Raw genomic sequence first — 22224 nt, 5'->3', positions numbered from 1 at the left:
ATCGAGTCAGTCAACGACACACTCAAAGGCCAGCTCGATCTCGAACTGCACGGCGGCCGCACCATCGACGGCGTGACCGCCCGCATCGCCCAGCGACTACTGGCGTTGACCGCCGCGATCTGGCACAACCGCGCCACCGGCCAGCCCATCACCCGATCCCTGATCGCCTATGACCACTGATCAGTTAGGACTTACTCGTCTAGTGCTCGGTGCACGCGCTCGGGGCGATGCCGGTGATCGCCAGACCCAGCAGGCGTTCGGCATCCGCTCCGGGATCCCGGTCGGCCAGCAACGAGACGGCGTTCACGAGGGACAGCACGTCCGCGGCGGTGACGTCCGCGCGCACCTGCCCGGCCGACTTGGCCGCCGCCAGCAAGGGATAGGCCGCGGCGCTCAGGGCGTCGTGGCCGCAGTAGCCCTCGTGGTTCTCGTCCGGCAGCGGGACCAGGGTGGTGGCGAGGCCCCGGTTGGCCAGCGTGTAGCGCAGGACCGCCTGCAGCCAGTGGAAGAGCGCCGGTCCCGGGGGCTGTTCGGCTGCCAGGCGGGTGGCCTCGGCGGCGACCGCGTTCGTGCTGTCCTGGAAGACCGCTTCGACCAGCTCGCGGCGTGAGCGGAAGTGGCGGTGCAGGGTGGCTGAGCCCACTCCCGCGTCCTTCGCGATCGCCTCCAGGGAGGCCTCCACGCCGTGCCGGCGGAACGCGGTCTCGGCCGCCTGCACGATCCGGTCACGGCTGCGCTGGGCGTCGGCCCGCAAGGTCTTCATCCACCGCTCCCGCTTGCTAACTGGGGTCAGGCCCCATATGTTAGCAGCCGTAAATGGGGGCACACCCCATTTCGACTGGAGGCAGTGATGACGGACGTGGTGGTCGTGACGGGTGCGACTGGGCAGCAGGGTGGGTTCGTGGCACGGCGGCTCCTGGCGGACGGGGTGCCGGTGCGGGCGCTGGTGCGGCGGCCCGAGGTGGCCGCGGCCCAGGCGCTCGCCGAGGCGGGGGCCGAGCTCGCGACCGGCGACCTGACCGATCCGGACTCGCTGGTGGCCCCGCTGCGGGGCGCCAGGGCGGTGTTCTCGGTGCAGACGCCGAGTCTGGCGGACCTGGGGTCGAACGCCGAGCGGGTGATGGGACTCAACCTGGTCGCGGCCGCACGCCGGGCCGGGGTGGCGCAGTTCGTGCACTCCTCCGTGTCCGGGCTCGGCGACTACCTGCGGGCCGCCGCGCTGGGTGCAGCCGCGCACCGGGGCGACCCGCACTACTGGCTGAGCAAGGCGGCCGTCGGACAGGCGTTGCCGGACAGCGGGTTCGACGCGTGGACCGAGCTGCGGCCCGCGTTCTTCGCGTCCAACCTGCGCCGCCCGTCGATCTGGTTCGAGAACATGACGGGCGAGGCGATCGTGACCGCCCTCGACCCGGACAAGCGCCTGGCGGTCTTCACCCCCGACGACATCGGCACGGCCGCGGCGGCCGCTTTCGCCGATCCCGGCCGCTTCCACGGCCACGCGATCGAGCTCGCCGGGGAGCTGTTGTCGTTGCGGGAGATGGCCGACGCGCTGACCGCCGCCGGCGCGCCCGCGCACGTGGAGCACGTCACCGTCGAGCAGGGCGAGGCCCGCGGCATGCTGTCTCAGCTCCTGGCCAACCAGGCGGGCATGAACGACACCGAGGTCGCCGCCGACCCGGCGGTCGCGGCCCGCTTCGGCATTCCGATGACCCCCTTCGCCCAGTGGGCGAGGCAGCAGACCGACAGCTGAGCAGATTTGCAGTTCAGGTGTATTCAATCAACCCAGATTGATGTAGTTTCGGCGCGTGGCCACCGACCGCCGGACCCCAGGCGCACCGCAGTTCCTCCGCCTCGCCGGGGAGCAGCTGCGCTGGGAGCTGCTGCGTGAGCTGGCCCGGAGCGACCAGCGGGTCGGAGACCTGATCACCGCCGTGGGCCAGCCGCAAAGCCTGGTGTCCTACCACCTGCGCAAGCTGCGCTCCGGGGGCCTGGTAACCGGTCGCCGCAGCTCCGCTGATGGCCGTGACACCTACTACCGCCTCGACCTCGGCCGGTGCGCGGAGTTGCTCGCCGACACGGGGCAGGGCCTGCACCCGGCCCTGGGACTCGTGCCGCCACCACCCCCGGCGGAGGGCGCGGTCCGGGGCAGGGTGCTGTTCCTGTGCACCGGCAACAGCGCCCGTTCACAGATGGCCGAGGCGCTCCTGCGCCACCGCGCGCCGCAGGTCGAGGTCATGAGTGCGGGCAGCCATCCGAAACCGTTGCACCCCAACGCGGTCGCGGTGATGCACGAGTACGGCATCGACCTGTCCGGACACCGCGGCAAGCACTTCGACGAGTTCGCCGGGCAGCGCTTCGACCACGTCATCAGCCTGTGCGACAAGGTCAGGGAGGTGTGCCCGGAGTTCCCCGGCACGTCCGATCTCGTGCACTGGAGCATGCCCGACCCCTCCGCGGCCGGTGACTCCCCCGAGGCCGGCTACCCCGCCTTCAGCCGCACGGCAGAGGAACTGTCGACCCGGATCGGGTTCCTGCTGCAGGACCTCGCCCACACACAGGAGACGCGATCATGACCGAGGACTTCGCGCACGTGCGCTACCTGGTCGACGACGTCCAGGCCGCCGTCGACTTCTACACCACCCATCTCGGGTTCACCCTCCGCTCGTCGGCGGCTCCGGCCTTCGCCGACGTCGTGCGCGGGCCGTTGCGGCTGTTGCTGTCCGGCCCGGCGAGCTCCGGCGGGCGTCCCATGCCGGACGGCGAGGTTCCCGCGGCAGGCGGCTGGAACCGGATCCACCTGGTCGTGGACGACCTGGACGCCGAGATCGCCCGGCTGCGCCAGGCCGGGATCCGCTTCCGCAACGACGTCGTCACCGGGCCCGGTGGCAGTCAGATCCTGCTGATCGATCCCGCCGGGAACTTCGTCGAACTCTTCCAGCCACGGCGATGATCTCCGCGGCGCACGACACGAATCGGCACGACGATCGGGAACGTGAGGACGTACGGTGACTTCACCCGCACCAGGACTGGCGCGCCGGCTGGGCACGAGGGACGCGGTGGTCATCGGCCTCGGCTCGATGATCGGCGCCGGGGTGTTCGCCGCCTTCGGTCCCGCCGCGCGGGCCGCCGGCACCGGGTTGCTGATCGGCCTGGTGATCGCGGCGGTCATCGCCTACTGCAACGCCACCGCGTCCGCGCAGCTCGCCGCGACCTACCCGACGTCCGGCGGCACCTACGTCTACGGCCGCGAACAGCTCGGCCACTGGTGGGGCTTCACCGCGGGCTGGGGCTTCGTCGTCGGCAAGACCGCGTCCTGCGCCGCGATGGCGCTCACGTTCGCCACCTACGCCGTCCCCGGCCCCTGGTGGGCACAACGGCTCGTCGCGGTCGCGGGCGTGATCGGTCTCGCGGCGCTCAACTACCGCGGTGTCACCAGAACCGCCGCCCTCACCCGTGTCCTCGTCACCGCGACCCTGATCGCCCTCGCGACCATCCTCGCCGGCATCGCGGCCGGAGGCGCGGCGACCACGGACAACCTCGGGGGCTGGCACGCGCTGGGCACCGGCGGGATCTACGGAACGCTGCAGGCCGCCGGGCTGCTCTTCTTCGCCTTCGCGGGGTTCGCCCGCATCGCGACCATGGGCGAGGAGGTCCGCGACCCGCAGCGCACCATCCCCCGTGCCATCCCGATCGCCCTGGGCATCACCGTGGTCGTCTACGTCCTCGTCGGCGGTGCCGCGCTGCTCGCCGCGGGTCCCGACCGGCTCGCCGCCGCGGCAGCGCCGCTGACCGAGGCCGTCACGGCCGCCGGTTCACCCGGCCTGGCCCCGGTCGTGCGCATCGGTGGGGCGCTGGCCAGTCTCGGTGCGCTCCTGGCGCTCATCGCCGGCGTCGGCCGCACCACGCTCGCGATGGCCCGCAACCGCGACCTGCCCCACTGGCTGGCCGCCGTCCACCCCCGCTACCAGGTGCCCCACCACGCCGAGATCGCGCTCGCCGTCGTCGTCAGCGTCCTCGTGTTCACCACCGACCTGCGGTCCGTGATCGGGTTCTCGTCGTTCGGCGTGCTGGTCTACTACCTGATCGCCAACCTCTCCGCCGCGAGCCAGCCGGACGAGCAACGCCGCTGGCCCCGCGCGCTCAACGTGCTCGGCGCCGCCGGCTGCGTCACCCTCGTCGCGACCCTGCCCCTGCCGTCCGTGATCGCCGGACTGGCGATGTTCGCCGTGGGCCTTCTGGGGCGTCTGTTCGTGCGGCGCCGCTGACTCAGCGCGTCCGGCTGCGCCTCCGGACCAGCACCACGCTGCCCGCCACCAGCACTGCGAGCACGACGACGAACGGCACCGGTCCGATCGTGGTGAACAGGTCGACGAACAATCCCTGCAGCCGTCCAGCGGCGTCGACCACCGGATCGACCGCATCGCCGTCCCCGAAGAACAGCCGCAGCTCGTACACGCCGTAGTACGCCACGTACGCCCCGACGAGCACCAGCAGCACGCCCCCCAGCCGGGACACGTGCGGCAGCAGCGACCGGGCCCGTCGCGTCACCACGTCGCTGGCCAGAGCGGTGGCGACCGCGAGCACCGTCACCACCAGGCCCATGCCGGCCGCGTAGGCGAGGAACGCGGTGACGCCGTCCAGCACGTCGCCGCTGCGCAGCGTCGATCCCGCGACGGCGAGGAAGGGGCCGATGGTGCAGGACAGCGACGCGATCGCGTACGCCACGCCGTAGCCGAACATCGACCCGACGTGCCGGTTCGGCGCTCCCCTGGCCGGCTTCGGCACCAGCACCGTGATCTCCCGGCCCAGCACCAGCAGCACACCCAGCACGACGAGGACGAGTCCGATCAGGACGGTCACGAACGGCAGGTAGCGCTGCACCGACGAGGCGACCACCGAGAAGGCCAGGCCGAAGAGGCCGAACACGGTGACGAACCCGAGGGTCATCATCGCGCTGGACACGACGGCCCTGGTCAGCAGCCGGGCGCGGGACTGCTCGCTGGCGCCGGTCACGACCAGCGCCAGGTAGGCGGGCAGCATCGCGAACCCGCACGGGTTGACCGTGGCGACCATGCCCGCCACCAAGGCCACCAGCAGTGTCTGCGTCATGCCAGCGCGCTCAGCCGCTGCTTCAGGTCCTGCTCGGACAGCTGCTTCGTCACGATCTCCACCTCGCCGCCCGCGCTGACGAACGCGTACGCGGGCTGGGCGGTCACGCCGAAGCGCTTCCACACCGCGCTGTCGACGTCGGCGACGTGCTGGAACGACTGCAGCCCGTACCGCTGCACGAACTGCTGCATCGCCGGCACCTGGTCCTGCGCGGCGACTCCGAGGAACGTGACCTTCTCGCCGTGCTCCTTCGCGGCCGCGGCCATGCCCGGCGCCTCTCGCTGGCACTTGGGACACCACGGCGCCCAGAACCACAGCACGACCGGCTTGCCGGCGAGGTCCGCCCCGGAGATGTCCTTGCCGTCGAGGGTCTTGGCGGTGAACTTCAGCTGGTCCGGCGCGGTCGCCACCGCGGAGGTGCCGCTCGGCGACGGCACGGTGCTCTCCGAGGACGTGGCCGGCGGAGCCGACGCGGGAGCGGGTGAGCTCGCCGGGCTGCCGCACGCGGCCAGGACGGCGAGCAGGGCGAACGAGACAGCCGTGACACGAATTCCGGGCATGGTGTGATCGTGCCGCAAGGCAGCACCGTCAGTTATTACGAATCGCGGAAACCGAACGACCCAGTTCGGCCAGGGCGGCCGTGGTGTGGGCGACGATCTCGTCCTGGGCTTCGGCCCTGGAGACGGTCGGCACGCCATCGCCCGGCTGGTCGCCGTAGTCACCGAAGAACGCGTGCACGGCCCCGGCAACCTCTTCGAACCGCGTGTCCGCCGGCAGGAGGTTCCGCGAGCCGGCGACGTCCTGCGGTGTCGTGAAGCCGTCCTGCCGGCCGTGGATCGACCACGCGTCGAGCCCGCCGCGACCCGACAGGTCGTCGACCGGGTAGGACGCCCACAGCACCAAGCCCCGCACCGACGAGTCCGCGAGGACGTCCCGTGCCGCGGCCACGCCTCCCAGGGAGTGCCCGCCGACGGCCCAGACCGGAACCTCGGGATGTTCGGCACGCAGCGGCGCCGTGTCACCGCTCAGCAGTGCGATGTTCAGCGGTTCCTTCACCACGACCACGAGAAATCCCTGCGCGGCGACGCGACGCAGCAGCGGGAGGTAGGCGCGGTAGTCGACTCTCGCGCCGGGGTGGAACACCAGTCCGGCCCGCACCGGACCGTCCGGCCGCAGCACCGTCGCCCCGGCCCCGGCCTGAGTGGCCCGGAACGGCTGGAGGTACAGCAGCGGTGCGAGCAGGACGACCGCGGACGCCACGACCAGCCACGACGGGGCTCGCCGCCACATCGCGAGCATGACGCCGCCCACGGCTGCCACGACCAACAGCACGAGATGAGCGGGGTGCCCCGCGGTCAACGGGCCCCACCCGGCGACCAGGAGGACGAGCGGAACGCCGACGCAGGCCGCGGCCGCCAGGCGACGCGGCCAGGTCAGATCGTTCAGCACGCTGAGCATTATGCAGATGCTCAGCGCACTGAACAAACGGCGCGCCGACCGGGGATCTCGGCGCCCGTCATGCAAGGCGCGGTCGCCGGTGCTTGGCTGGAAGCGTGCCCAAGAGAAGCGTCTCCGTCACCAGGACCGTGCACGCGGCCGCCGACCGGATCTTCGCGCCGCCGGCCGGCCCGTCGAAGCACCCGCTGGTCGACGGATCCGGCTCCGCCGCACCGCGGCCGGGCGCGCCCGGGAGACCGGGTTCTTCGACCTCTCCCCCGTCCCGAGGCGCAACCTGGCGTCGGTGGAACGGTCCCCGGGGCGGGTGCACGCGCTCTTCGGCACGAACGTCTGACGCCGTGAGCCAGAAGCCCTGCCACAGCAACGATGCAGCACGTTCAGCAGTCGTGCGGCGCCCCGGCCAGGAGCGGCGGTGCCGGGATCGAGGCACACGCCCGCGCGGCATCGTGGGCGATGCGGAACTGGCCGCTGGAGAACGGCCGCACCACCTCGGGAACCCCGGCTGGAGACCGGGCTGTACCAAGCCCCGCCGACTGGCGACGCCTGTGCGTTAACGGTGGGAAAGCGTGGGTAACCGGAGGCGTCAGGAGCCGAGTTGGAGGAGAACGATGAGCGACACGACGACAGTCGACCGCCTGCGCACCGCGCTGGACGACGTGACCTACCCCGCGGACAAGGGGCAGCTGGTCGACCACGCGTCACGCAACAACGCCGACGAGGACACCGTGCACGCGCTGCACTCCGTTCCGGACGGCCTGTACGAGTCGTTCGACGAGGTGCTCGGCGTGATCGCCGTCGACCAGGACCGCGAAGCCTGAACAGGAACCCGATGAAGGATCGCAAGGCGGTGCGGCTTCCCGCACGAGCGGGACGTCCCCGCCTCACCGGCGACGTGCCGGTGGTCGCTGTGGTGGGCGGTGGCATCGCGGGTCTCGCGGCGTCCACTTTGCTCGCGGAACGCGGTGCGCGTGTCGTGCTGTACGAACGTGAGTCGTACTTGGGCGGGCGGATCGGCGGCTGGCGCACTCGGCTGGCGGACGGCAGCGACGTCACGATGACGCGTGGATTCCACGCGTTCTTCCGGCAGTACTACAACTTGCGTGCGCTGCTGAGGCGCGTCGATCCGGACGGCCGGGCGCTCACGCCGATGGCCGACTACCCGTTGTGGCACGCGCGGGGCGACCGCGACTCCTTCGCCGGCATGCCGACGACGGCACCGTGGAACGTGCTGGCGTTCCTGCGGCGCAGCCCGACGTTCCGCTGGCGTGATCTGCCGGACATGAACCCCGAGGCGGCCCTGAAGCTGCTGGACGTGTCCGTGCCGGGCGTCTACGACGAGCTCGACGGCATCGACGCCGCCGAGTACCTGCAGCGCGTCCGCTTTCCGGAGGCCGCGCACGCACTCGCGTTCGAAGTGTTCTCCCGCAGCTTCTTCGCGCATCCGCGGGACATGTCGGCCGCCGAGCTCGCCGTGATGTTCCACATCTACTTCCTCGGCTCGAACGAGGGACTGCTCTTCGACGTCGCGGCGGACCCGTTCCCGCACGGCCTGTGGGATCCGCTCGGTCACCGCCTCGTCGACCTGGGCGCCGAGGTGCGCACAGGTGTGGACGTGGAGTCGGTGCAACGGGGCGGGGCAAGGCGTTTCACCGTCACCACCGGAGACGGCGTGGTCGACGCCGACGCCGTGGTGCTCGCCGCCGACGTGAAAGGACTGCGCGGGATCGTGCAGTCATCACCGGACCTCGGAGACGCCGGCTGGCGCGCACAGGTGGCGGGACTGCGGACCGCGCCACCGTTCCTGGTGTCGCGGTACTGGCTGGACCGGCCGGTCGACCGGCCGGGTTTCATCGGCACCAGCGGGTACGACCTGCTCGACAACGTGAGCGTGCTCGATGCCTACGAACACGAGGCGAGGGCCTGGGCGGCGCGCACCGGTGGCTCGGTGGTGGAGCTGCACGGCTACGCCATACCGTCCGATGTGGACGAGGGCGAGGCCAGGCTGCGGCTCTGGGAGCAGCTGACCGAGGTCTACCCGGAGACCAAGGGCGCCACCGTGATCGACGAACGGCACGAGTGGCGTTCCGACTGCCCGTTGTTCCCCGCGGGTGGCTACGAGGACAGGCCGCGGGTGAGCACGCCGGACGACTTCCTGGTGCTGGCGGGTGATCTCGTGCGCATCGACCTGCCGGTGGCGTTGATGGAGCGCGCGGCGACGACCGGTTTCGCCGCCGCCAACCAGCTGCTCGGCCGGTGGGGTGTGACCGGGACCGACCTCTGGACGGTCCCGGTGGAAGGCCGTGTCCCGCTCCTGCGTGCGGCCGCGCGCAGGCGGAGGTCTGCGTGAACGTCGGCGTCGAACGCGGCGCTTCGGGTGCCGCGGTGCGCAGGTACGCCGGTGCTTTGCGCGCCGTGGCGTGGATCTGCGGTGCGCTCGTCGTGCTGGCGCAGATCGTCTATTCCATGACCGAGCCGGAGGCGAGGCTCTTCACCACGGTGGCGTCGGTGATCGCGTTCGCCGTGGCGTCGGTGTGCGACGCCTTCGCCCGCTTCGGGCCGCGAGCGGCGGCCCTGCTGGTGGCGATCGCCGGAGGCGGCGGCCTGCTGGCCGAGACCATCGGTGTGCACACGGGCTTTCCGTTCGGCGACTACCGCTACACGGGCACGCTCGGCCTGGACGTCGCCGGAGTGCCGGTGGTCGTGGCTCTGGCGTGGGTGATGATGTGCTGGCCGGCGTTGCTCGTCGGGCGGTCGCTCGCGGCGCGACTGCGGATGGCCCGCCCGGCCTGGCTGGTCGTCGTGATCGGCGCGTGGGCCCTGGCGTCGTGGGACGTGTTCCTCGATCCGCAGATGGTCGACGCCGGGCATTGGGTGTGGGCCGATCCCAGCCCGGCACTGCCCGGTGTGGACGGTGTCCCGCTGACCAACTACGCAGGCTGGCTGCTGGTCGCGGCACTGATGATCACCGCGCTGCACTGGAGCGTCGGGCGGCCGCGCGTCACCAGGGAGCTCGACCTGCGGGCGGGGCCCGCTCCGGTGCTGTACCTGTGGACCTACGGTTCCTCGGTGTGGGCGCACGCGGCGTTCTTCGACCGGCCCGCGGTGTCCCTGGTCGCCGGTCTGCTCATGGGAGTGGTGGCCGTGCCGTTCGCGTTCACGTTGTGGCGGGCACATCGGTGAGAAGACTTCTCGGCGCCGCGGTGCGTTCTGCCGCCGTCGGCTCTCTTGTGGCCGCGGCGCACGCTCTCGTGAACGCGCGGCTGATGCGGGTGCCGGCGGCGGATCCGCCCCAGTGCCAGGAGAAGGTGTCGGTGCTGGTGCCCGCGCGGGACGAGGCGCACCGGATCGCGCCGACCATCAGGTCGTTGCGGGCTCAGCGCGGGGTGCCCGAGCTGGAGATCATCGTGCTCGACGACGGTTCGGCCGACGGCACCGCCGACGAGGTGCGCCGGGTGGCGGGTGACGACCCGCGGCTGCGTGTCGTCACGGGCGATGCGCCACCGGCCGGGTTGCCCGGCAAGCCCCACGCGTGCGCCCGGCTGGCCGAACTGGCGGAAGGTCACGTGCTGGTCTTCGTCGACGCGGACGTCGTGCTCGCGCCCCATGCGATCGCCGCGGCTGTCGCGATGTTGCGCGAGAACGACCTCGACGTGGTGTCGCCGTTCCCGCGCCAGCTCGCCGACGGTGCCGGGGCCCGTCTCGTCCAGCCGCTGTTGCAGTGGTCGTGGCTGGTGTTCCTGCCGCTGCGACTGGCCGAACGCTCCCCCAGGCCGTCGTTGTCCGCGGCGAACGGGCAGTTCCTCGTGGTGGACACCGCCGCCTATCAGCGCAGTGGGGGTTTCGCGGGGATCGCCACGGCGGTGCTCGACGACATCGCCCTGATGCGGGCGGTCAAGCGCAGCGGAGGCCGCGGTGTGGTCGTCGACGGCAGCACCGTGGCGGTCTGCCGGATGTACGAGGACTGGGCGGGGGTCCGGGACGGGTACGAGAAGTCGCTGTGGTCCGCCACCGGCACCCCGGTGGCCGCGGCGGCGCTGTCGGTCGTGCTCGCGTGGCTGTACGTCCTGCCGCCGATCGCCGCGCTCACGGGGTCGCGCGCCGGTGCTGCCGGATACGCGGCGGGCGTGCTCACCAGGGTCGTGACGGCACGGCACACCGGTGGACGGGTGTGGCCCGACGCCCTCGCCCATCCCGTGTCGGTGGGGGTGCTGCTCACGCTCGTCGCGCGGTCGTGGCGAGCCCGGCGGGCAGGGCGGCTGCGCTGGAAGGGCCGATCGTTGCGGGAGAGCAGCTGACGTGGTACGGGTAGCGGTGATCGGTGCGGGCATGGGCGGACTGGCCGCGGCCGCGCGGCTGGCGAAGTCCGGACACGAGGTGACGGTGTACGAGCAGGCCGCCGGCCACGGCGGCAAGCTCGGTACGTTGCGGCGCGACGGCTTCACGTTCGACACCGGACCGTCGCTGCTGACGCTCCCCCACGTCTACCGCGACCTCTTCGCGGCCACGGGCGCACCGCTCGACGACCTCGTGGAGATCGTGCCGGTGGAGCCGACCTGCCGCTACCGCTTCCCGGACGGCTCCGAGCTCGACATGCCGCACGCCGAGCAGCACGTGGAGGCCGCGCTGACCGACGCGTTCGGGCCTGAGGCGGCCCGGCAGTGGCGGGCGCTGCTCACCGACGCGGAACGGTTGTGGGACCTCGTCGGCGACCCGGTGCTGCAGAACCCGCTGAACGGCGTGCGAGACCTGCTGCGGCGGTCGGCGAGCGTCCGCGACCTGATGGCGATCGCGCCGTGGCGCACGCTGCGCGGAGCAGGCGAGCGACGGCTGACCGATCCGCGGCTGCGCATGCTCCTCGACCGCTACGCCACCTACAGCGGCTCCGACCCGCGCCGCACGCCCGCGTTGATGACGGTGATCCCGTTCATCGAGCAGCGGTTCGGCGGCTGGTACGTGCGCGGCGGGCTGCGCGGGCTCGGCGACGCCCTGTACGGCCGCTGCGTCGACCTCGGGGTGCGCTTCCGCTTCACCGCGACGGTCACCGCCGTGGAGTCCGGCAGCGGCGGAGTCACCGGCGTGCGACTGCGGGACGGTGAACGACAGCCCGCCGACGTCGTGGTGTCCGATGTGGACGCCGAACACCTCTACCGCGACCTGCTCACCGACCGGCGCTCGCACCGTCCACACCGGATGCTGCGCAAGACCCAGCCGTCGCTGTCGGGGTTCGTGCTGTTGCTCGCACTGCAGGGGAAGTCCCCGGAACCCGTCCACCACCGCGTGCTGTTCCCCGCCGACTACGACGACGAGTTCGACTCCCTCTTCGGCCGCCACCCGCGACCCGTGCCGGACCCGACGGTCTACGTGTGCGCACCGGACGACCCCGCCGTCGCGCCCGAGGGAGACGAGGCCTGGTTCGTGCTGGTCAACGCGCCACGCCACGGAGACGTCGACTGGACCACGCCAGGTCTCGCCGACTCCTACGCCGATCGGGTCCTGCGGGTGATGGCCGGCCGCGGGCTGGACGTCCGGCACCGGGTGCGCTGGCGCGTGATCCGCACACCGGCCGACTGGGAGCGCGACACGGGCGCCGTCGGCGGGTCGATCTACGGCTCGTCGTCCAACGGACCGCGGGCAGCCCTGCTCCGGCCGGCCAACCGCGCTCCCGTTCCCGGCCTGTTCCTCGTCGGCGGCTCGGCGCATCCCGGCGGCGGCCTGCCGCTCGTGGCGATGTCAGCGCGGATCGTCGCCCGCATGATCGGACCGGCCTGACGCGAACGGTCCCGTCCAGGGGCGGCCCCTGAGCTCCCGCCGGATGCCGGCGGCGAGCTGGCCGAACCCGGCCACGGCGCACGCCGCCCACACCAGCGCCGACACGACGGCCCAGCTCCACCCGGTACCCGGCGTGCCGCCGGGCGCCAGACCCGTTCCGGCACAGGCGATCGCGACGACGATGATCCTGATCGGCCGTTCCGCCACGGTGATCGCGCCCGCCGAGGCCATCCCGACGGCCTGCGCCTTCGCCCGCGCGTACTCGTGCAGCAACACGGTCACCCCGATGGCGGCGCACCACCACGCCTCGACCCCGAGCACCAGCAGGACCAGCAGCAGCAACAGGTCCGCCAGCCGGTCGGCGACCGCGTCCACCACCGCGCCCAGCGGCCGCGCCCGGCCGGTGCGCAGGGCGACCGCGCCGTCCAGTCCGTCGAGCACGCCGGTCGCCACGACCAGCAGCAGCGCCAGCAGGGGCCACCGTCCCCCCGCGCCGGCGGCGGCGACCGCGCCTCCCGCGACCACCACACCGGCCACCGACAGCAGATCGGGAGGAACGCGGTCGAGCGGACGGGCCAGCGCGTGCACGAACCGCAGCCAGCCGACGACGAGCCTGCTCGCGGAGACGTCCTCACCGTGCAGCCGGGACCACCCGTCGACTGGGTTCGCCTCGTGACCGGTCACGCCACCACGGTAGGCCGGTGGATGACTTCACGCAGGTTCGGGTACTTCCCGATCATGCATGTACTCCGCGCCGTGGCAGCGGCTACGTCGAGCGCGCTGCGCGGCCGGGACCTCCTGCTGTGGGCCGCCGGGCTGACGTTCTTCTCCGCGCTCGGCCTGGTGCCGCTGCTGCTGATCGCACTCCGCGGAGTGGCGTTGCTCTTCGGCCCGGAACTCGTGGTCGACGGCGCACGCACGGTCGGCGGATCGTTGCCCCAGGCGCACGACCCCACCGCCGCGCTGGTCCAGCTGGCCGAGGCGGCGACGACCACCTCCTGGCCGTTGCTCGCCGCCGCGCTGTTCCCCGCGTCGCTCTACGGCGAAGGACTCCGCCGGAGCCTCGTGCAGGCCGCCGGTGAACGGCCGACCAAGTGGACCGGCTGGGCCGGGCGGATCGCGTTCCTCCCCGTGCTCCTGCTCGCACCCCTGCTGGTCGCGCTGCCGCTGGCGTTCGCCTCGGTGGTCGGCCCGCTCTACGAGGCCGGGGGCTGGTCGACCGTGCTGGGGGTCGTGCTGTCGTTCCACCTCGACACGGTCCCGATCTGCGTGACCGTCGGGCTGGTGTTCGCCTTCGTCGGGCCGGTCGCGCTGCCGGTCAGGACGATCCTGGCGGCCGGGGTCGCCGTGGGAGCGGTGCTCACGGGATTCCTGCACGGGTTCGTCACCTTCCTGCTGATCCCCGTGGACTGGGCGATTCCCTACGGTGGCCTGGCGATCCCGGGCGCGGTGGCGGCGCTCGGGCTGTGGCTGTTCCTGCTGCACGCCCTGCTGCTGTTCGGCTACCGGGCCACGCTCAGCACGCACGACGTGCTCCACCAGGGGTAACGCCGAATGGATCTTCCGGCCCTGTGCGACGATGTCGCGGCACACACTCGTCCCGCTCGTTGTGCAGCCCGTGCCAGGTGTCCGCACCCTGGACAGGTCAGCTTGTCGCGGTGTGGCGAAGGGAACGGTCGTGAGGGGCTCTGACGGCAGAGGACACGAACACGACCGTTCCACGCTCACCGGCGTGTTCGCCGAGGACCCGGAGATCGGCCGCGACCTCGCCGCGGTGGATTGGGCCGCCACCCCGCTCGGCCCGCCGGAAGGCTGGCCGCAGAGCCTGCACACCGCCGTCAGCGTCCTGCTGTCGTCCAGGTTCTCGATGTGGCTGGCGTGGGGACCGGAGCTGACCTTCTTCTGCAACAACGCTTATCGGCGCAACACGCTGGGACGAAAGTACCCCTGGGCGCTGGGGCGACCGGCCGCGGAGGTGTGGGCGGAGATCTGGCAGGACCTCGAGCCCAGGGTGGACAGCGTGCTCAGCACCGGACGGGCGACCTGGGACGAGGCCCTGCTGTTGTTCCTGGAGCGCTCGGGGTACTCGGAGGAGACCTACCACACCTTCTCCTACAGCCCTCTGCGCGACGAACGTGGTGCGGTGGCGGGGATGTTGTGCGTGGTCAGCGAGGAGACCGAGCGCGTCATCGGTGAGCGGCGGATGGCGACGCTGCGGGATCTCGGCTCGGATCCCACCGTCGCGCGTGAGGAGCGGGAGGTGCTGGCGTTCGGCTGCGCGCAGCTCGAACGCAATCGCCGCGACCTGCCGTTCACCCTGCTCTACCTCGTCGACCACGGCCGTGCCCGGCTGGCAGGGGCGACGGGGATCGCGCCGGGACATCCGGTCGCTCCGGCGGCCGTCTCCACCGCGGACGAGTCACCGGTGTGGCCGGTGCAGGCGGTGATGGGCGGCGACTCCGTCCTGGTCGAGCTCGACGGCGAACGGTTCGCCGATCTGCCCAGCGGCGACTGGAACAGACCTCCCTCCGGCGCGCTGGTGGTGCCGCTGCAACGGTCCGGCGGCGCGCCGCACGGGTTCCTGGTCGCCGGCCTGAACAGGCACCGTCCGCTCGACGACGGCTACCGCGGGTTCGTCGACCTGGTCGCGGGCCACCTCGCCTCCGGCATCGCGGGAGCCCACGACTTCCAGGCCCAGCAACGCCGTGCCGAGGAGCTCGCCGAGCTCGACCGCGCCAAGACCGCGTTCTTCTCCAACATCAGCCACGAGTTCCGCACCCCGCTCACGCTCATCATGGGCCCGGTGCAGGACCTGCGGGACCGGCTGGGCCAGGCGGACCCGCAGGCGGGTCAGGAGCTGGAGGTCATCCACCGCAACGGCCTGCGGCTCGGCAAGCTGGTCAACACCCTGCTGGACTTCTCGCGGCTCGAAGCGGGCCGCATGCAGGCGCACTTCCAGCCCGTCGAGCTCGCGACGATCACCGCGGAACTGGCCGGCGTCTTCCGCTCCGCGGTGGAGAGGGCGGGGCTGAGCTTCGAGATCGACTGCTCTCCCCTGCCCGAGCCCGTGCACGTCGACCTCGGCCTGTGGGAGAAGGTCGTGCTGAACCTGCTGAGCAACGCGCTCAAGTTCACCGTCGAGGGCTCGGTCGGCATCACCGTGCGCGGCGGCACGGGCAAGGCCGTCGTGACGGTCAGCGACACCGGGGTCGGCGTGCCGCGGCACGAGATCCCCAGGTTGTTCGAACGCTTCCACCGCATCGACAACAGCTGGTCCCGGTCGCGGGAGGGCAGTGGCATCGGGCTCGCGCTCGTGCAGGAGCTCGTCCACCTGCACGGCGGCACCATCGAGGCCGACAGCGCCGAGGGTGAGGGCACCCGCTTCACCGTCGAGCTGCCGTTCGGCACGGACCACCTGCCCGCCGAGGCGCTGTCGCAGGAGGCCGTGCCGCCGACGGTGTCCGACATCGCCGCCCCCTACCTGCAGGAGGCGCTGCGCTGGCTGCCGGATCCCGGCCTCGTCGCCGAGGACCTGCTGCCCACCGCGGCCGCCGGTGCCGCACCGCAGGTGCCCGCCACCGTGCTGGTCGCCGACGACAACGCGGACATGCGGGAGTACCTCACCCGGCTGCTGCTCAGGGCGGGCTACGAGGTCCGCGCCGTGAACGACGGCCAGGCGGCGTTGGAGACGGCGCTCGCTCATCCGCCGGACCTCGTGGTCAGCGACGTGATGATGCCGCGCATGGACGGGCTCTCCCTGGTCACCGCCCTGCGGGCCGACCCGCGCACGATGGCCGTGCCGGTGCTGCTGTTGTCGGCCCGCGCCGGGCAGGAGGCGTCCGGCGAGGGACTGCGGGCCGGCGCGGACGACTACCTCGTCAAGCCGTTCGCCGCCGCGGACCTCCTGGCGCGGGTGCGGGCGAACGTCGACCTCTCCCGGCTGCGCGGCCGGCACGCCCGCTGGCGCGACGCGCTGATCGACTCCCTGCAGGAGGCGTTCTTCGTCTGCGACGACGACGGCACCGTCGTCGAGGTCAACGCCGCGTTCACCGACATCCTCGGGTACGGGGCGGACGGCGTGCCCTACGCCGTGCCGCACCCGTGGTGGCCGGACGAGCGGACCGATCCCGAGGCGCACCGCCGGTTCGCCGACGCGTTCGCGGCGCGGTCCGGGCGCGACCAGCGCAGCCACACCGTCCCGGTCACCCATCGCGACGGCAGGAGGCTGTGGGTCAGCGCCCTCATGAACCCCGCCCGCGACCCCGACAGCGGCCGGACGGTCACGGTCGGCACGTTCCGCGACGTCACCGCCGATCACCACGCCCGCAGGCGTGAGGCCGCGCTCGCGGAGCTCAGCGTGCGGTTGTCCCGGGCGACCAGCGCCTCCGAGGCTCTGTCCGGCGCGCTGGAACATCTGGAGACCCTGTGGCGGACCGAGCAGGTGCTGGCCGTCGTCTTCGGCCGCGACGAGACGCCGTGGGTCACCACCGTCACCGAGCGCCTCGAATGGGAGGACCTGCCGGTACGCCGGCGCTCGACGCTCGCCGCGCTGAAGGACCACAGCGCGCTGACGCCCGTCGCCCTGGAGGACGGCAGCACCGCCGTCACCGTCGAGCACCCCGACGGACCGATGGTGCTGTGGCTGCACCTCCACTCGCACACGCACTTCACCGAGCAGGACGAGCTGCTGCTGTCGTTGCTGGCCGGTCATCTCACGCAGGGCCTGTCCCGGGCGCGTCAGATCGACCAGCAGCGGGAGACGGCGCTGGCGCTGCAACGGGCCATCCTGGGCCCGTCGCACCTGCCCGGCGGCTTCGCCGTGCGCTACGAACCGGCGGCGCGTCCGCTCGAGATCGGTGGCGACTGGTACGACACGTTCCCGCTGCCGGACAAGCGCATCGGCGTCGTCGTCGGGGACTGCGTCGGCCGCGGGCTCAGCGCCGCGGCGGTGATGGGTCAGCTGCGCAGCGCCTGCCGTGCGCTGCTGTTGCAGGAAACCGGGCCCGCACGCGCCCTCATGGCGCTCGACCACTTCGCCGACGGCGTTCCCGGCGCCTTGTGCACCACGGTGTTCTGCGGAGTCCTCGATCCCGCCACCGGACACCTCGTCTACTCGAGCGCCGGACACCCGCCCGCGATCCTGGCGCTCCCCGACGGCACCACCCACCTGCTCGAAGGCGGACGGTCCATCCCGCTCGCGGTGAAGCCGGGCGTGCTGCGCACGGAGGCAGAGTGCCACCTGCCGCCCCGCTCCACGCTGCTCACCTACACCGACGGGCTCGTCGAACGCCGTCGCAGCTCGCTGACCGAGGGCATCGACAAGGCCGCACACGCGGTGCAGGAGGGCCGTGCGAGCGGGCTGGAAGACCTCGCCGGGCAGGTCATGACGGCTCTCGCCCCGGAAGGCGGCTACGACGACGACGTGGCCCTGCTCCTGTACCGCCACCCGGCGCCGCTGGACATGACCTTCCCCGCGGAGCCCGGCCGGCTCGGGGAGGCCCGGCACGCGTTGCGCACCTGGCTGCGGGAGTGCGGGCTCTCCCCGAAACGCGCCCAAAGCGTCCTCCTGGCCGTCGGGGAGGCCTGCACCAACGCGATCGAGCACGCCTACCGGGACACCACGCGCGAGGCCGTCCGGGTCCGGGTGGAGACGGCGGGTGGCGCCGGGTTGCTCGCGACCGTGGCCGACACCGGCACCTGGAAGCCACCGGCCACCGACCCCGCGACGAGACGCGGCCGGGGCACCGCGATCATGCAGACGGTGATGGACGAAGTCACCATCCGCCCCGATCCCTCCGGTACCACCGTGACGATGCAGGTGAGGATTCTCGATGACGACGCCGCTGACGCTGACCAAGACCGTCGACCCGCAGGGCAGGTCCGTCATCAGGGCGGCGGGTGAGATCGATCTGAGCAACGCCCGGGCGTTCGCGGCCGCTGTCACGGACACCACGGGACCGCTGGTCGTCGACCTCACCGAGGTGCACTACATCGACAGCGCCGGGATGAGCGTGCTGTTCACGCACGCCGAGCGGACCGAGCTGATCGCGACCTCGTTGCTCTTCCCCATCCTCGAGATGTCCGGGCTCACCACGATGACCACCGTCCGGGAAAGGGAGGAGTGACAGCGGGTTCGTGTCGCGGTCGGACTGTCCACCGCGTCCGGTGGTCAGCGGGGTTCAGGCGATCATGTCCGCGCAGCTCATCAGAACTGCCGGGGAGGCCTCCCCCCGTGTGCGCCGCAGATGAGCCTCGCCCCACACCCTCACCCCTTCGACGACGGGCAGAACCGTTGTCCCGTAAGGGGTGAGCCGGTAGACGACGGGCGCGGGAACCGGTCCGGTCTCCACGCGCGCGACGAGTCCGTCGGCCTCCAGCTCGCGCAACTGCTCGGCCAGCACCTTGGGCGTGATCGGGGCGGCGCGGCGGCGCAGACCGGCGAAGTGGGTCTCGCCGTGGGCGAGCCAGTAGAGCAGCGTCAGCTTCCACTTCCCGCCGATCGCGGCGAACGCGGCGGCCATCGGGCAGCCGGGCAACGGGTTGGGGCGCGAGGGGTTACCTGCAGGTGCCTTCTTGTCCACGGCCGGACTCCGCTCCGATAGTCAGGCCATGAACCTGCCACATAAGCGAATCCTCGTCGCGGTGCTCTCCGTTCTCCTGGTGGCCGCGACGACCGCCTCCGGACACGCCTCGCAGACCGCCGACGGTCAACGCGACTTCGACTGGGAGATAGGCGACTGGCGCACCACCGTGCGCGTGCTCGCCGAGCCGTTGTCGGAGTCCGCCGACCACTGGCTCCAGTTCAGCGGGACCAGCGTCGTGCGTCCTCTGATGGATCGGCGCGCCAACGTCGTCGAACTGAGGATCGCCGGCCCGAGCGGACGCGTCGAGGGCCTCAACCTGCGGCTGTACGAACCCCAGGCCCAGCGGTGGAGCCTGAACTTCGCCGGCATGCGCGACGGTGTGCTGACACCAGCCGTGTTCGGCGGATTCCGTGACGGCGTAGGCGAGTTCTACGGCGACGACCAGCTCGGCGGCCGCCCGATCAAGGTGCGGTTCCTGGTCTTCCGCCAGGGGCCCGACCAGGCCAGGTTCGAGCAGGCGTTCTCCGGCGACGGTGGCACGACGTGGGAGACCAACTGGATCGCGCTCGACCGCCGGGGCCGCTGACCCACCCGCCGTCGCCGTGCGATCCTCCCCCACCGGACAGCGTCGCGGCTTGTCCGGCGGAGGAGGATCGCGTCACGCGGCAGAGCTCATCTCACCGTGATGTTGGAGTTGCCACTGCTCTGGTACCCCTCGGTCGCGAGGATCATGTAGTAGCTGAAGTTGCCGAGCCGCATGTTGGCCCGGTTCCACGCGTCGAAGTGGTTGCCGGTGGTGATCGATCCACCCGTCCGCCTCTGCTGCCGGACGCTCCAGAACTGCGGGAACGTCTTGGTGCCTTCCACGGAGGGCGCGTTGTAGCGCATCGTCTGGTAGATGTCGTACGTGCCGCCGTCGGTGGTCACCGTGCCCTTGTACGTGCCGGTGGGCCGGTAGTTGCCCCAGTTGTCGACGACGTAGTACTCGACCAGCGGGTTCGACGTCCACCCGTACAGGGTCAGATACGCGTTGCCGGACGGGTTGAAGCTGCCGGAGTAGTTCACGGTCCGGCGTGAACCGTTGCTCCATCCCTTGCCGCCGACGAAGTTGCCGACGTTGCTCCACGACGTGCTGTAGTTGCCGCCGGATCCGAACTCCATGCAGACCCTGCCGCCACCATCGGTCCAGAACGAGTAGTAGTACCCGCCGTTGTTGCCCGTCTGGCTCGAGCACGTGGCGGCGATGCCCACATCAGCGGCGGCGACGACCGGCGTCATCGCCATGACGAGCGCGGTGCAGGCACCGCTGACGAGCAGTGCCATTCGGCCGCGTTTGCGGCTCGACGGTCGAAAATGGGCTTCAGCCATATGCGGTACTCCTCAGCATTGAGGTGGGCACGGCAGCGGTCGAAACTTTTTCGACACTAGCAGCGCCGAACCGGCTTCATAAGACCGCCGAGAAGTTTCGATAATGTTTCGAAACTTCTCGGCGGATCAATGATGATGCCGTTCTTCGATCATTCCCATTCGCGGACGGAGGTGCGTCCGGTGATCAGCGTTGCAGCGTCAGCAGGCCCGGCCGGTACGGCAGCCGGCCGTAGTCGCCGCCGGAGTTCGGATCGCGCCCTTGGTAGAGCAGCTGCAGGTTGCAGGGGTCGATGGTCTTGGTCTGGTCGGGGTTGGTGCGGATCAGGTCGCCGTGGCTGATGTCGTTGGTCCAGGTCGCCCCGCTGTTGGCCTTGCCGGCGAACGGGTTGCTCTCGGTGGCGGCCTGCGGCGTCCACGAGCCGCTCAGGCTGCTGGACGTGAACGAGCGGAAGTAGCGCCCGCCGGACCCCATCGCCTCGACGATCATGAGGTACTGGTTGCGGCCCTGGACCTTGTAGACCTCGACGCCCTCGAACAGGTTCGCCTTCGTGTCGCTCATGATCTGGGTCCAGGACGAGCCGAAGCTGCCGGGGAAGTTCCCGATGGGCATGCTGGCGCGGTAGATCTTGCCGTTGTCACCGGCGAAGAACAGGTACATGTGCGTGTCGTCGGCGATGAGCGTCTGGTCGATCGGGCCCGTGTCGGAGCCGGGGATGCTCCCGGTGAACAGCGTCTGCGGCGACGACCAGCCGTTGGCGTTGGCCGGGTCGTTCGACGTCCGGTAGCTGAAGGCGGTCGGACCCCACTGGTAGGCCAGCACCCAGATGTTCTTCGGCGCGAAGTAGAACAGCGTGGAGGCGACGGCGCCGGTGCTCATCCCGTTCTGGCTGGCAGAACCCATGTCGGACCAGTTCGTGAAGGTCCCGAAGTTCATCGAGCCCCACGTCGTGCCCGTGTCGTGCGTCGTCGCGTAGACCAGGTGCTTGCCGTTGTAGAGGACGTGGGTGAAGTCCTTGAGCGACACCCAGCCCTGCTTCGGCTGCGCCAGCGGGCCCGTGGACGACCAGCGGTAGGTCGACGGGAGTGAGCACCCGCCGGGCGGGTTGCTCGTCGTGGTGGTGGGGTTCGTCCCGCCGCCGACGCGGACGAGCTGCCACTGCTGGTTGGCACCGCCCCAGTCGCTGTACTGGACGACGTTGCCGCCGTCGGCGGTGGAGCCGCCCTGGACCTCGACGGCCTTGTTGCTGTTGCGGTTGACCAGCCGCACGTGCCCGCCGTCGGAGTCGGCGAGGCGGAACTGCTGGTTGGTGCCGTTGGAGTCGGCCCACTGGACGATGGCGCCGCCGTCTGCGGTGGAGAAGTTGTGGACGTCGAGGACCTTGCCCGACAGCCGCGACTTCAGCCGGTAGTAGCCGCCGCCGGAGTCGACGAACTGCCACTGCTGCTGGCTGCCGTCGTTGCGGGCCCACTGGGTGATGCGCGCGCCGTCGTTCGTGGCGAGGTTGTAGACGTCCAGGGCCTTGCCGCTGTTGCGGTTGACCAGGACGTACCAGGCGGTGGTGTCGACGGTCGCCGCCGACACGGGCGCCGCGCTGAAGGCCGCCACCAGACCGCCGATCAGGACGGCCACGGCGGCGGTGATGCCGGCCGCGCGACGTCTGCGGGCGCGGGGAACGGAAGTGGACGGGGGGTGGCCTGATCCGGCCATGAACGTGCTCCTCTTCATTGAGGCGAAGACCGCGAGATGCGACGTTCGGCGGACCGCTTGCGCCGAGCGGTCCGCCGCGCCCTTTGAGGGCGAACGGCAATTACGTCACAGAGATGTCTGTGCGGCGGATAGGGCCGCCTCCATCAACTCTGAGGGATGATCTCCGCTCGGTCAAGAACTGTCGAATGCGTTCGACTGGGAACGCGCACAGCAGGTCGGCGCATTGTT

At 71.3% G+C, this 22224-nt stretch carries 21 protein-coding genes and 1 pseudogene; 14 read left to right on the top strand and 8 right to left on the bottom strand.

The features are described from left to right. Positions 1 to 180: pseudogene (locus tag AB0M48_RS37230) on the top strand (IS982 family transposase); the annotation flags it as partial. A gap of 19 nt (positions 181 to 199) precedes the next feature. Here AB0M48_RS37230 and AB0M48_RS37225 read toward each other — a convergent pair. Next, entirely contained in the window at positions 200 to 763 is a 564-nt protein-coding gene (locus AB0M48_RS37225; protein WP_363851242.1) for a helix-turn-helix domain-containing protein, read from the bottom strand. A gap of 87 nt (positions 764 to 850) precedes the next feature. Here AB0M48_RS37225 and AB0M48_RS37220 point away from each other — a divergent pair, with 87 nt between their 5' ends. From AB0M48_RS37220 to AB0M48_RS37205, 4 genes are read left to right on the top strand one after another with little or no spacing between them, the layout of a single operon-like run. Continuing rightward, positions 851 to 1750: an NmrA family NAD(P)-binding protein gene (locus AB0M48_RS37220; RefSeq protein WP_363851239.1), complete on the top strand. Its 900-nt coding sequence runs from the start codon at positions 851 to 853 to the stop codon at positions 1748 to 1750. A gap of 55 nt (positions 1751 to 1805) precedes the next feature. After that, a complete protein-coding gene (locus AB0M48_RS37215; RefSeq protein ID WP_363851236.1) occupies positions 1806 to 2573 on the top strand; it encodes an ArsR family transcriptional regulator in 768 nt (255 codons plus the stop codon). Next, entirely contained in the window at positions 2570 to 2950 is a 381-nt protein-coding gene (locus tag AB0M48_RS37210) for a VOC family protein (RefSeq protein WP_363851233.1), read from the top strand. The genes AB0M48_RS37215 and AB0M48_RS37210 overlap by 4 nt, the downstream gene beginning before the upstream one ends. Before the next feature lie 55 nt (positions 2951 to 3005). Beyond that, a complete protein-coding gene (locus tag AB0M48_RS37205; RefSeq protein WP_363851231.1) occupies positions 3006 to 4265 on the top strand; it encodes an APC family permease in 1260 nt (419 codons plus the stop codon). A 1-nt stretch (position 4266) separates the two neighbouring features. On the opposite strand, the gene AB0M48_RS37200 is transcribed toward AB0M48_RS37205, so the two are convergent. From AB0M48_RS37200 to AB0M48_RS37190, 3 genes are read right to left on the bottom strand one after another with little or no spacing between them, the layout of a single operon-like run. Then, positions 4267 to 5109 (bottom strand): cytochrome c biogenesis protein CcdA, encoded by an 843-nt coding sequence (locus AB0M48_RS37200; protein WP_363851228.1) that lies wholly within the window; start codon positions 5107 to 5109, stop codon positions 4267 to 4269. Next, complete coding sequence (locus AB0M48_RS37195) at positions 5106 to 5669, bottom strand: redoxin domain-containing protein (protein WP_363851225.1); 564 nt, start codon at positions 5667 to 5669, stop codon at positions 5106 to 5108. Before AB0M48_RS37195 ends, AB0M48_RS37200 begins: the two co-directional genes overlap by 4 nt. A 28-nt stretch (positions 5670 to 5697) precedes the next feature. Further along, positions 5698 to 6558, bottom strand: a complete 861-nt coding sequence (locus AB0M48_RS37190) for an alpha/beta hydrolase (protein ID WP_363851222.1) — start codon at positions 6556 to 6558, stop codon at positions 5698 to 5700. A 617-nt stretch (positions 6559 to 7175) separates the two neighbouring features. Between AB0M48_RS37190 and AB0M48_RS37185 the strand changes: the two genes are divergently transcribed. The 5 genes from AB0M48_RS37185 to crtI are packed head-to-tail and all read left to right on the top strand — an operon-like array spanning position 7176 to position 12336. Beyond that, positions 7176 to 7385 (top strand): DUF2795 domain-containing protein, encoded by a 210-nt coding sequence (locus AB0M48_RS37185; protein WP_319984716.1) that lies wholly within the window; start codon positions 7176 to 7178, stop codon positions 7383 to 7385. A gap of 11 nt (positions 7386 to 7396) precedes the next feature. Then, on the top strand, positions 7397 to 8914 hold the full coding sequence (locus tag AB0M48_RS37180; protein WP_363851218.1) for an FAD-dependent oxidoreductase: 1518 nt from the start codon (positions 7397 to 7399) through the stop codon (positions 8912 to 8914). After that, complete coding sequence (locus tag AB0M48_RS37175) at positions 8911 to 9747, top strand: carotenoid biosynthesis protein (protein WP_363851215.1); 837 nt, start codon at positions 8911 to 8913, stop codon at positions 9745 to 9747. Before AB0M48_RS37180 ends, AB0M48_RS37175 begins: the two co-directional genes overlap by 4 nt. Then, positions 9744 to 10862: a glycosyltransferase family 2 protein gene (locus AB0M48_RS37170; protein WP_363851212.1), complete on the top strand. Its 1119-nt coding sequence runs from the start codon at positions 9744 to 9746 to the stop codon at positions 10860 to 10862. Before AB0M48_RS37175 ends, AB0M48_RS37170 begins: the two co-directional genes overlap by 4 nt. Before the next feature lies 1 nt (position 10863). Then, entirely contained in the window at positions 10864 to 12336 is a 1473-nt protein-coding gene (crtI, locus tag AB0M48_RS37165; RefSeq protein WP_363851209.1) for a phytoene desaturase family protein, read from the top strand. Here the strand turns inward: crtI and AB0M48_RS37160 are convergent. Further along, positions 12298 to 13020 (bottom strand): CDP-alcohol phosphatidyltransferase family protein, encoded by a 723-nt coding sequence (locus AB0M48_RS37160; RefSeq protein WP_363851206.1) that lies wholly within the window; start codon positions 13018 to 13020, stop codon positions 12298 to 12300. The genes crtI and AB0M48_RS37160 overlap by 39 nt on opposite strands. A gap of 21 nt (positions 13021 to 13041) precedes the next feature. Between AB0M48_RS37160 and AB0M48_RS37155 the strand changes: the two genes are divergently transcribed. The 3 genes from AB0M48_RS37155 to AB0M48_RS37145 all read left to right on the top strand — a co-directional run bounded on the left by AB0M48_RS37155 (position 13042) and on the right by AB0M48_RS37145 (position 18461). Beyond that, positions 13042 to 13884 carry a YhjD/YihY/BrkB family envelope integrity protein gene (locus AB0M48_RS37155; protein WP_363851203.1) on the top strand — a complete coding sequence of 281 codons (843 nt, stop codon included), beginning with the start codon at positions 13042 to 13044 and terminating at the stop codon, positions 13882 to 13884. Positions 13885 to 14014: 130 nt separating this feature from the next. Continuing rightward, positions 14015 to 18238: a SpoIIE family protein phosphatase gene (locus AB0M48_RS37150; protein WP_363851200.1), complete on the top strand. Its 4224-nt coding sequence runs from the start codon at positions 14015 to 14017 to the stop codon at positions 18236 to 18238. Then, positions 18168 to 18461 (top strand): STAS domain-containing protein, encoded by a 294-nt coding sequence (locus tag AB0M48_RS37145; RefSeq protein ID WP_363851197.1) that lies wholly within the window; start codon positions 18168 to 18170, stop codon positions 18459 to 18461. The genes AB0M48_RS37150 and AB0M48_RS37145 overlap by 71 nt, the downstream gene beginning before the upstream one ends. Positions 18462 to 18515: 54 nt before the next feature. Here the strand turns inward: AB0M48_RS37145 and AB0M48_RS37140 are convergent, their stop codons facing one another. Next, complete coding sequence (locus tag AB0M48_RS37140) at positions 18516 to 18917, bottom strand: helix-turn-helix domain-containing protein (RefSeq protein ID WP_363851194.1); 402 nt, start codon at positions 18915 to 18917, stop codon at positions 18516 to 18518. 28 nt (positions 18918 to 18945) lie between these two features. Here AB0M48_RS37140 and AB0M48_RS37135 point away from each other — a divergent pair, with 28 nt between their 5' ends. Then, on the top strand, positions 18946 to 19506 hold the full coding sequence (locus AB0M48_RS37135) for a hypothetical protein (RefSeq protein ID WP_363851191.1): 561 nt from the start codon (positions 18946 to 18948) through the stop codon (positions 19504 to 19506). An 86-nt stretch (positions 19507 to 19592) separates the two neighbouring features. Here AB0M48_RS37135 and AB0M48_RS37130 read toward each other — a convergent pair whose 3' ends face one another. Then, on the bottom strand, positions 19593 to 20204 hold the full coding sequence (locus AB0M48_RS37130) for a glycoside hydrolase family 11 protein (RefSeq protein WP_363851257.1): 612 nt from the start codon (positions 20202 to 20204) through the stop codon (positions 19593 to 19595). Between the two features lie 268 nt (positions 20205 to 20472). Beyond that, the gene (locus AB0M48_RS37125) at positions 20473 to 21996 is read right to left on the bottom strand and encodes a non-reducing end alpha-L-arabinofuranosidase family hydrolase (protein WP_363851188.1); all 1524 of its coding nucleotides are present in this window, start codon (positions 21994 to 21996) and stop codon (positions 20473 to 20475) included. Positions 21997 to 22224: the final 228 nt, after the last annotated feature.

The organism is Lentzea sp. NPDC051208, from assembly GCF_040682435.1.
GTDB classification, from domain to species: Bacteria; Actinomycetota; Actinomycetes; order Mycobacteriales; family Pseudonocardiaceae; genus Lentzea; species Lentzea kristufekii.
The sequence above is the reverse complement of the archived record's forward strand: the minus strand, read 5'-3'. Positions and strand labels throughout refer to the sequence as shown.

What these genes read in the sequence shown, in the direction of transcription:
- AB0M48_RS37145 (WP_363851197.1), top strand. Translation starts at nt 18,168, where the DNA reads ATGACGACGCCGCTGACGCTGACCAAGACCGTCGACCCGCAGGGCAGG.
- AB0M48_RS37220 (WP_363851239.1), top strand. Translation starts at nt 851, where the DNA reads ATGACGGACGTGGTGGTCGTGACGGGTGCGACTGGGCAGCAGGGTGGG.
- AB0M48_RS37135 (WP_363851191.1), top strand. Translation starts at nt 18,946, where the DNA reads ATGAACCTGCCACATAAGCGAATCCTCGTCGCGGTGCTCTCCGTTCTC.
- AB0M48_RS37125 (WP_363851188.1), bottom strand. Translation starts at nt 21,996, where the DNA reads ATGGCCGGATCAGGCCACCCCCCGTCCACTTCCGTTCCCCGCGCCCGC.
- AB0M48_RS37225 (WP_363851242.1), bottom strand. Translation starts at nt 763, where the DNA reads ATGAAGACCTTGCGGGCCGACGCCCAGCGCAGCCGTGACCGGATCGTG.
- AB0M48_RS37130 (WP_363851257.1), bottom strand. Translation starts at nt 20,204, where the DNA reads ATGGCGATGACGCCGGTCGTCGCCGCCGCTGATGTGGGCATCGCCGCC.
- AB0M48_RS37185 (WP_319984716.1), top strand. Translation starts at nt 7,176, where the DNA reads ATGAGCGACACGACGACAGTCGACCGCCTGCGCACCGCGCTGGACGAC.
- AB0M48_RS37210 (WP_363851233.1), top strand. Translation starts at nt 2,570, where the DNA reads ATGACCGAGGACTTCGCGCACGTGCGCTACCTGGTCGACGACGTCCAG.
- AB0M48_RS37180 (WP_363851218.1), top strand. Translation starts at nt 7,397, where the DNA reads ATGAAGGATCGCAAGGCGGTGCGGCTTCCCGCACGAGCGGGACGTCCC.
- AB0M48_RS37155 (WP_363851203.1), top strand. Translation starts at nt 13,042, where the DNA reads ATGACTTCACGCAGGTTCGGGTACTTCCCGATCATGCATGTACTCCGC.
- AB0M48_RS37200 (WP_363851228.1), bottom strand. Translation starts at nt 5,109, where the DNA reads ATGACGCAGACACTGCTGGTGGCCTTGGTGGCGGGCATGGTCGCCACG.
- AB0M48_RS37195 (WP_363851225.1), bottom strand. Translation starts at nt 5,669, where the DNA reads ATGCCCGGAATTCGTGTCACGGCTGTCTCGTTCGCCCTGCTCGCCGTC.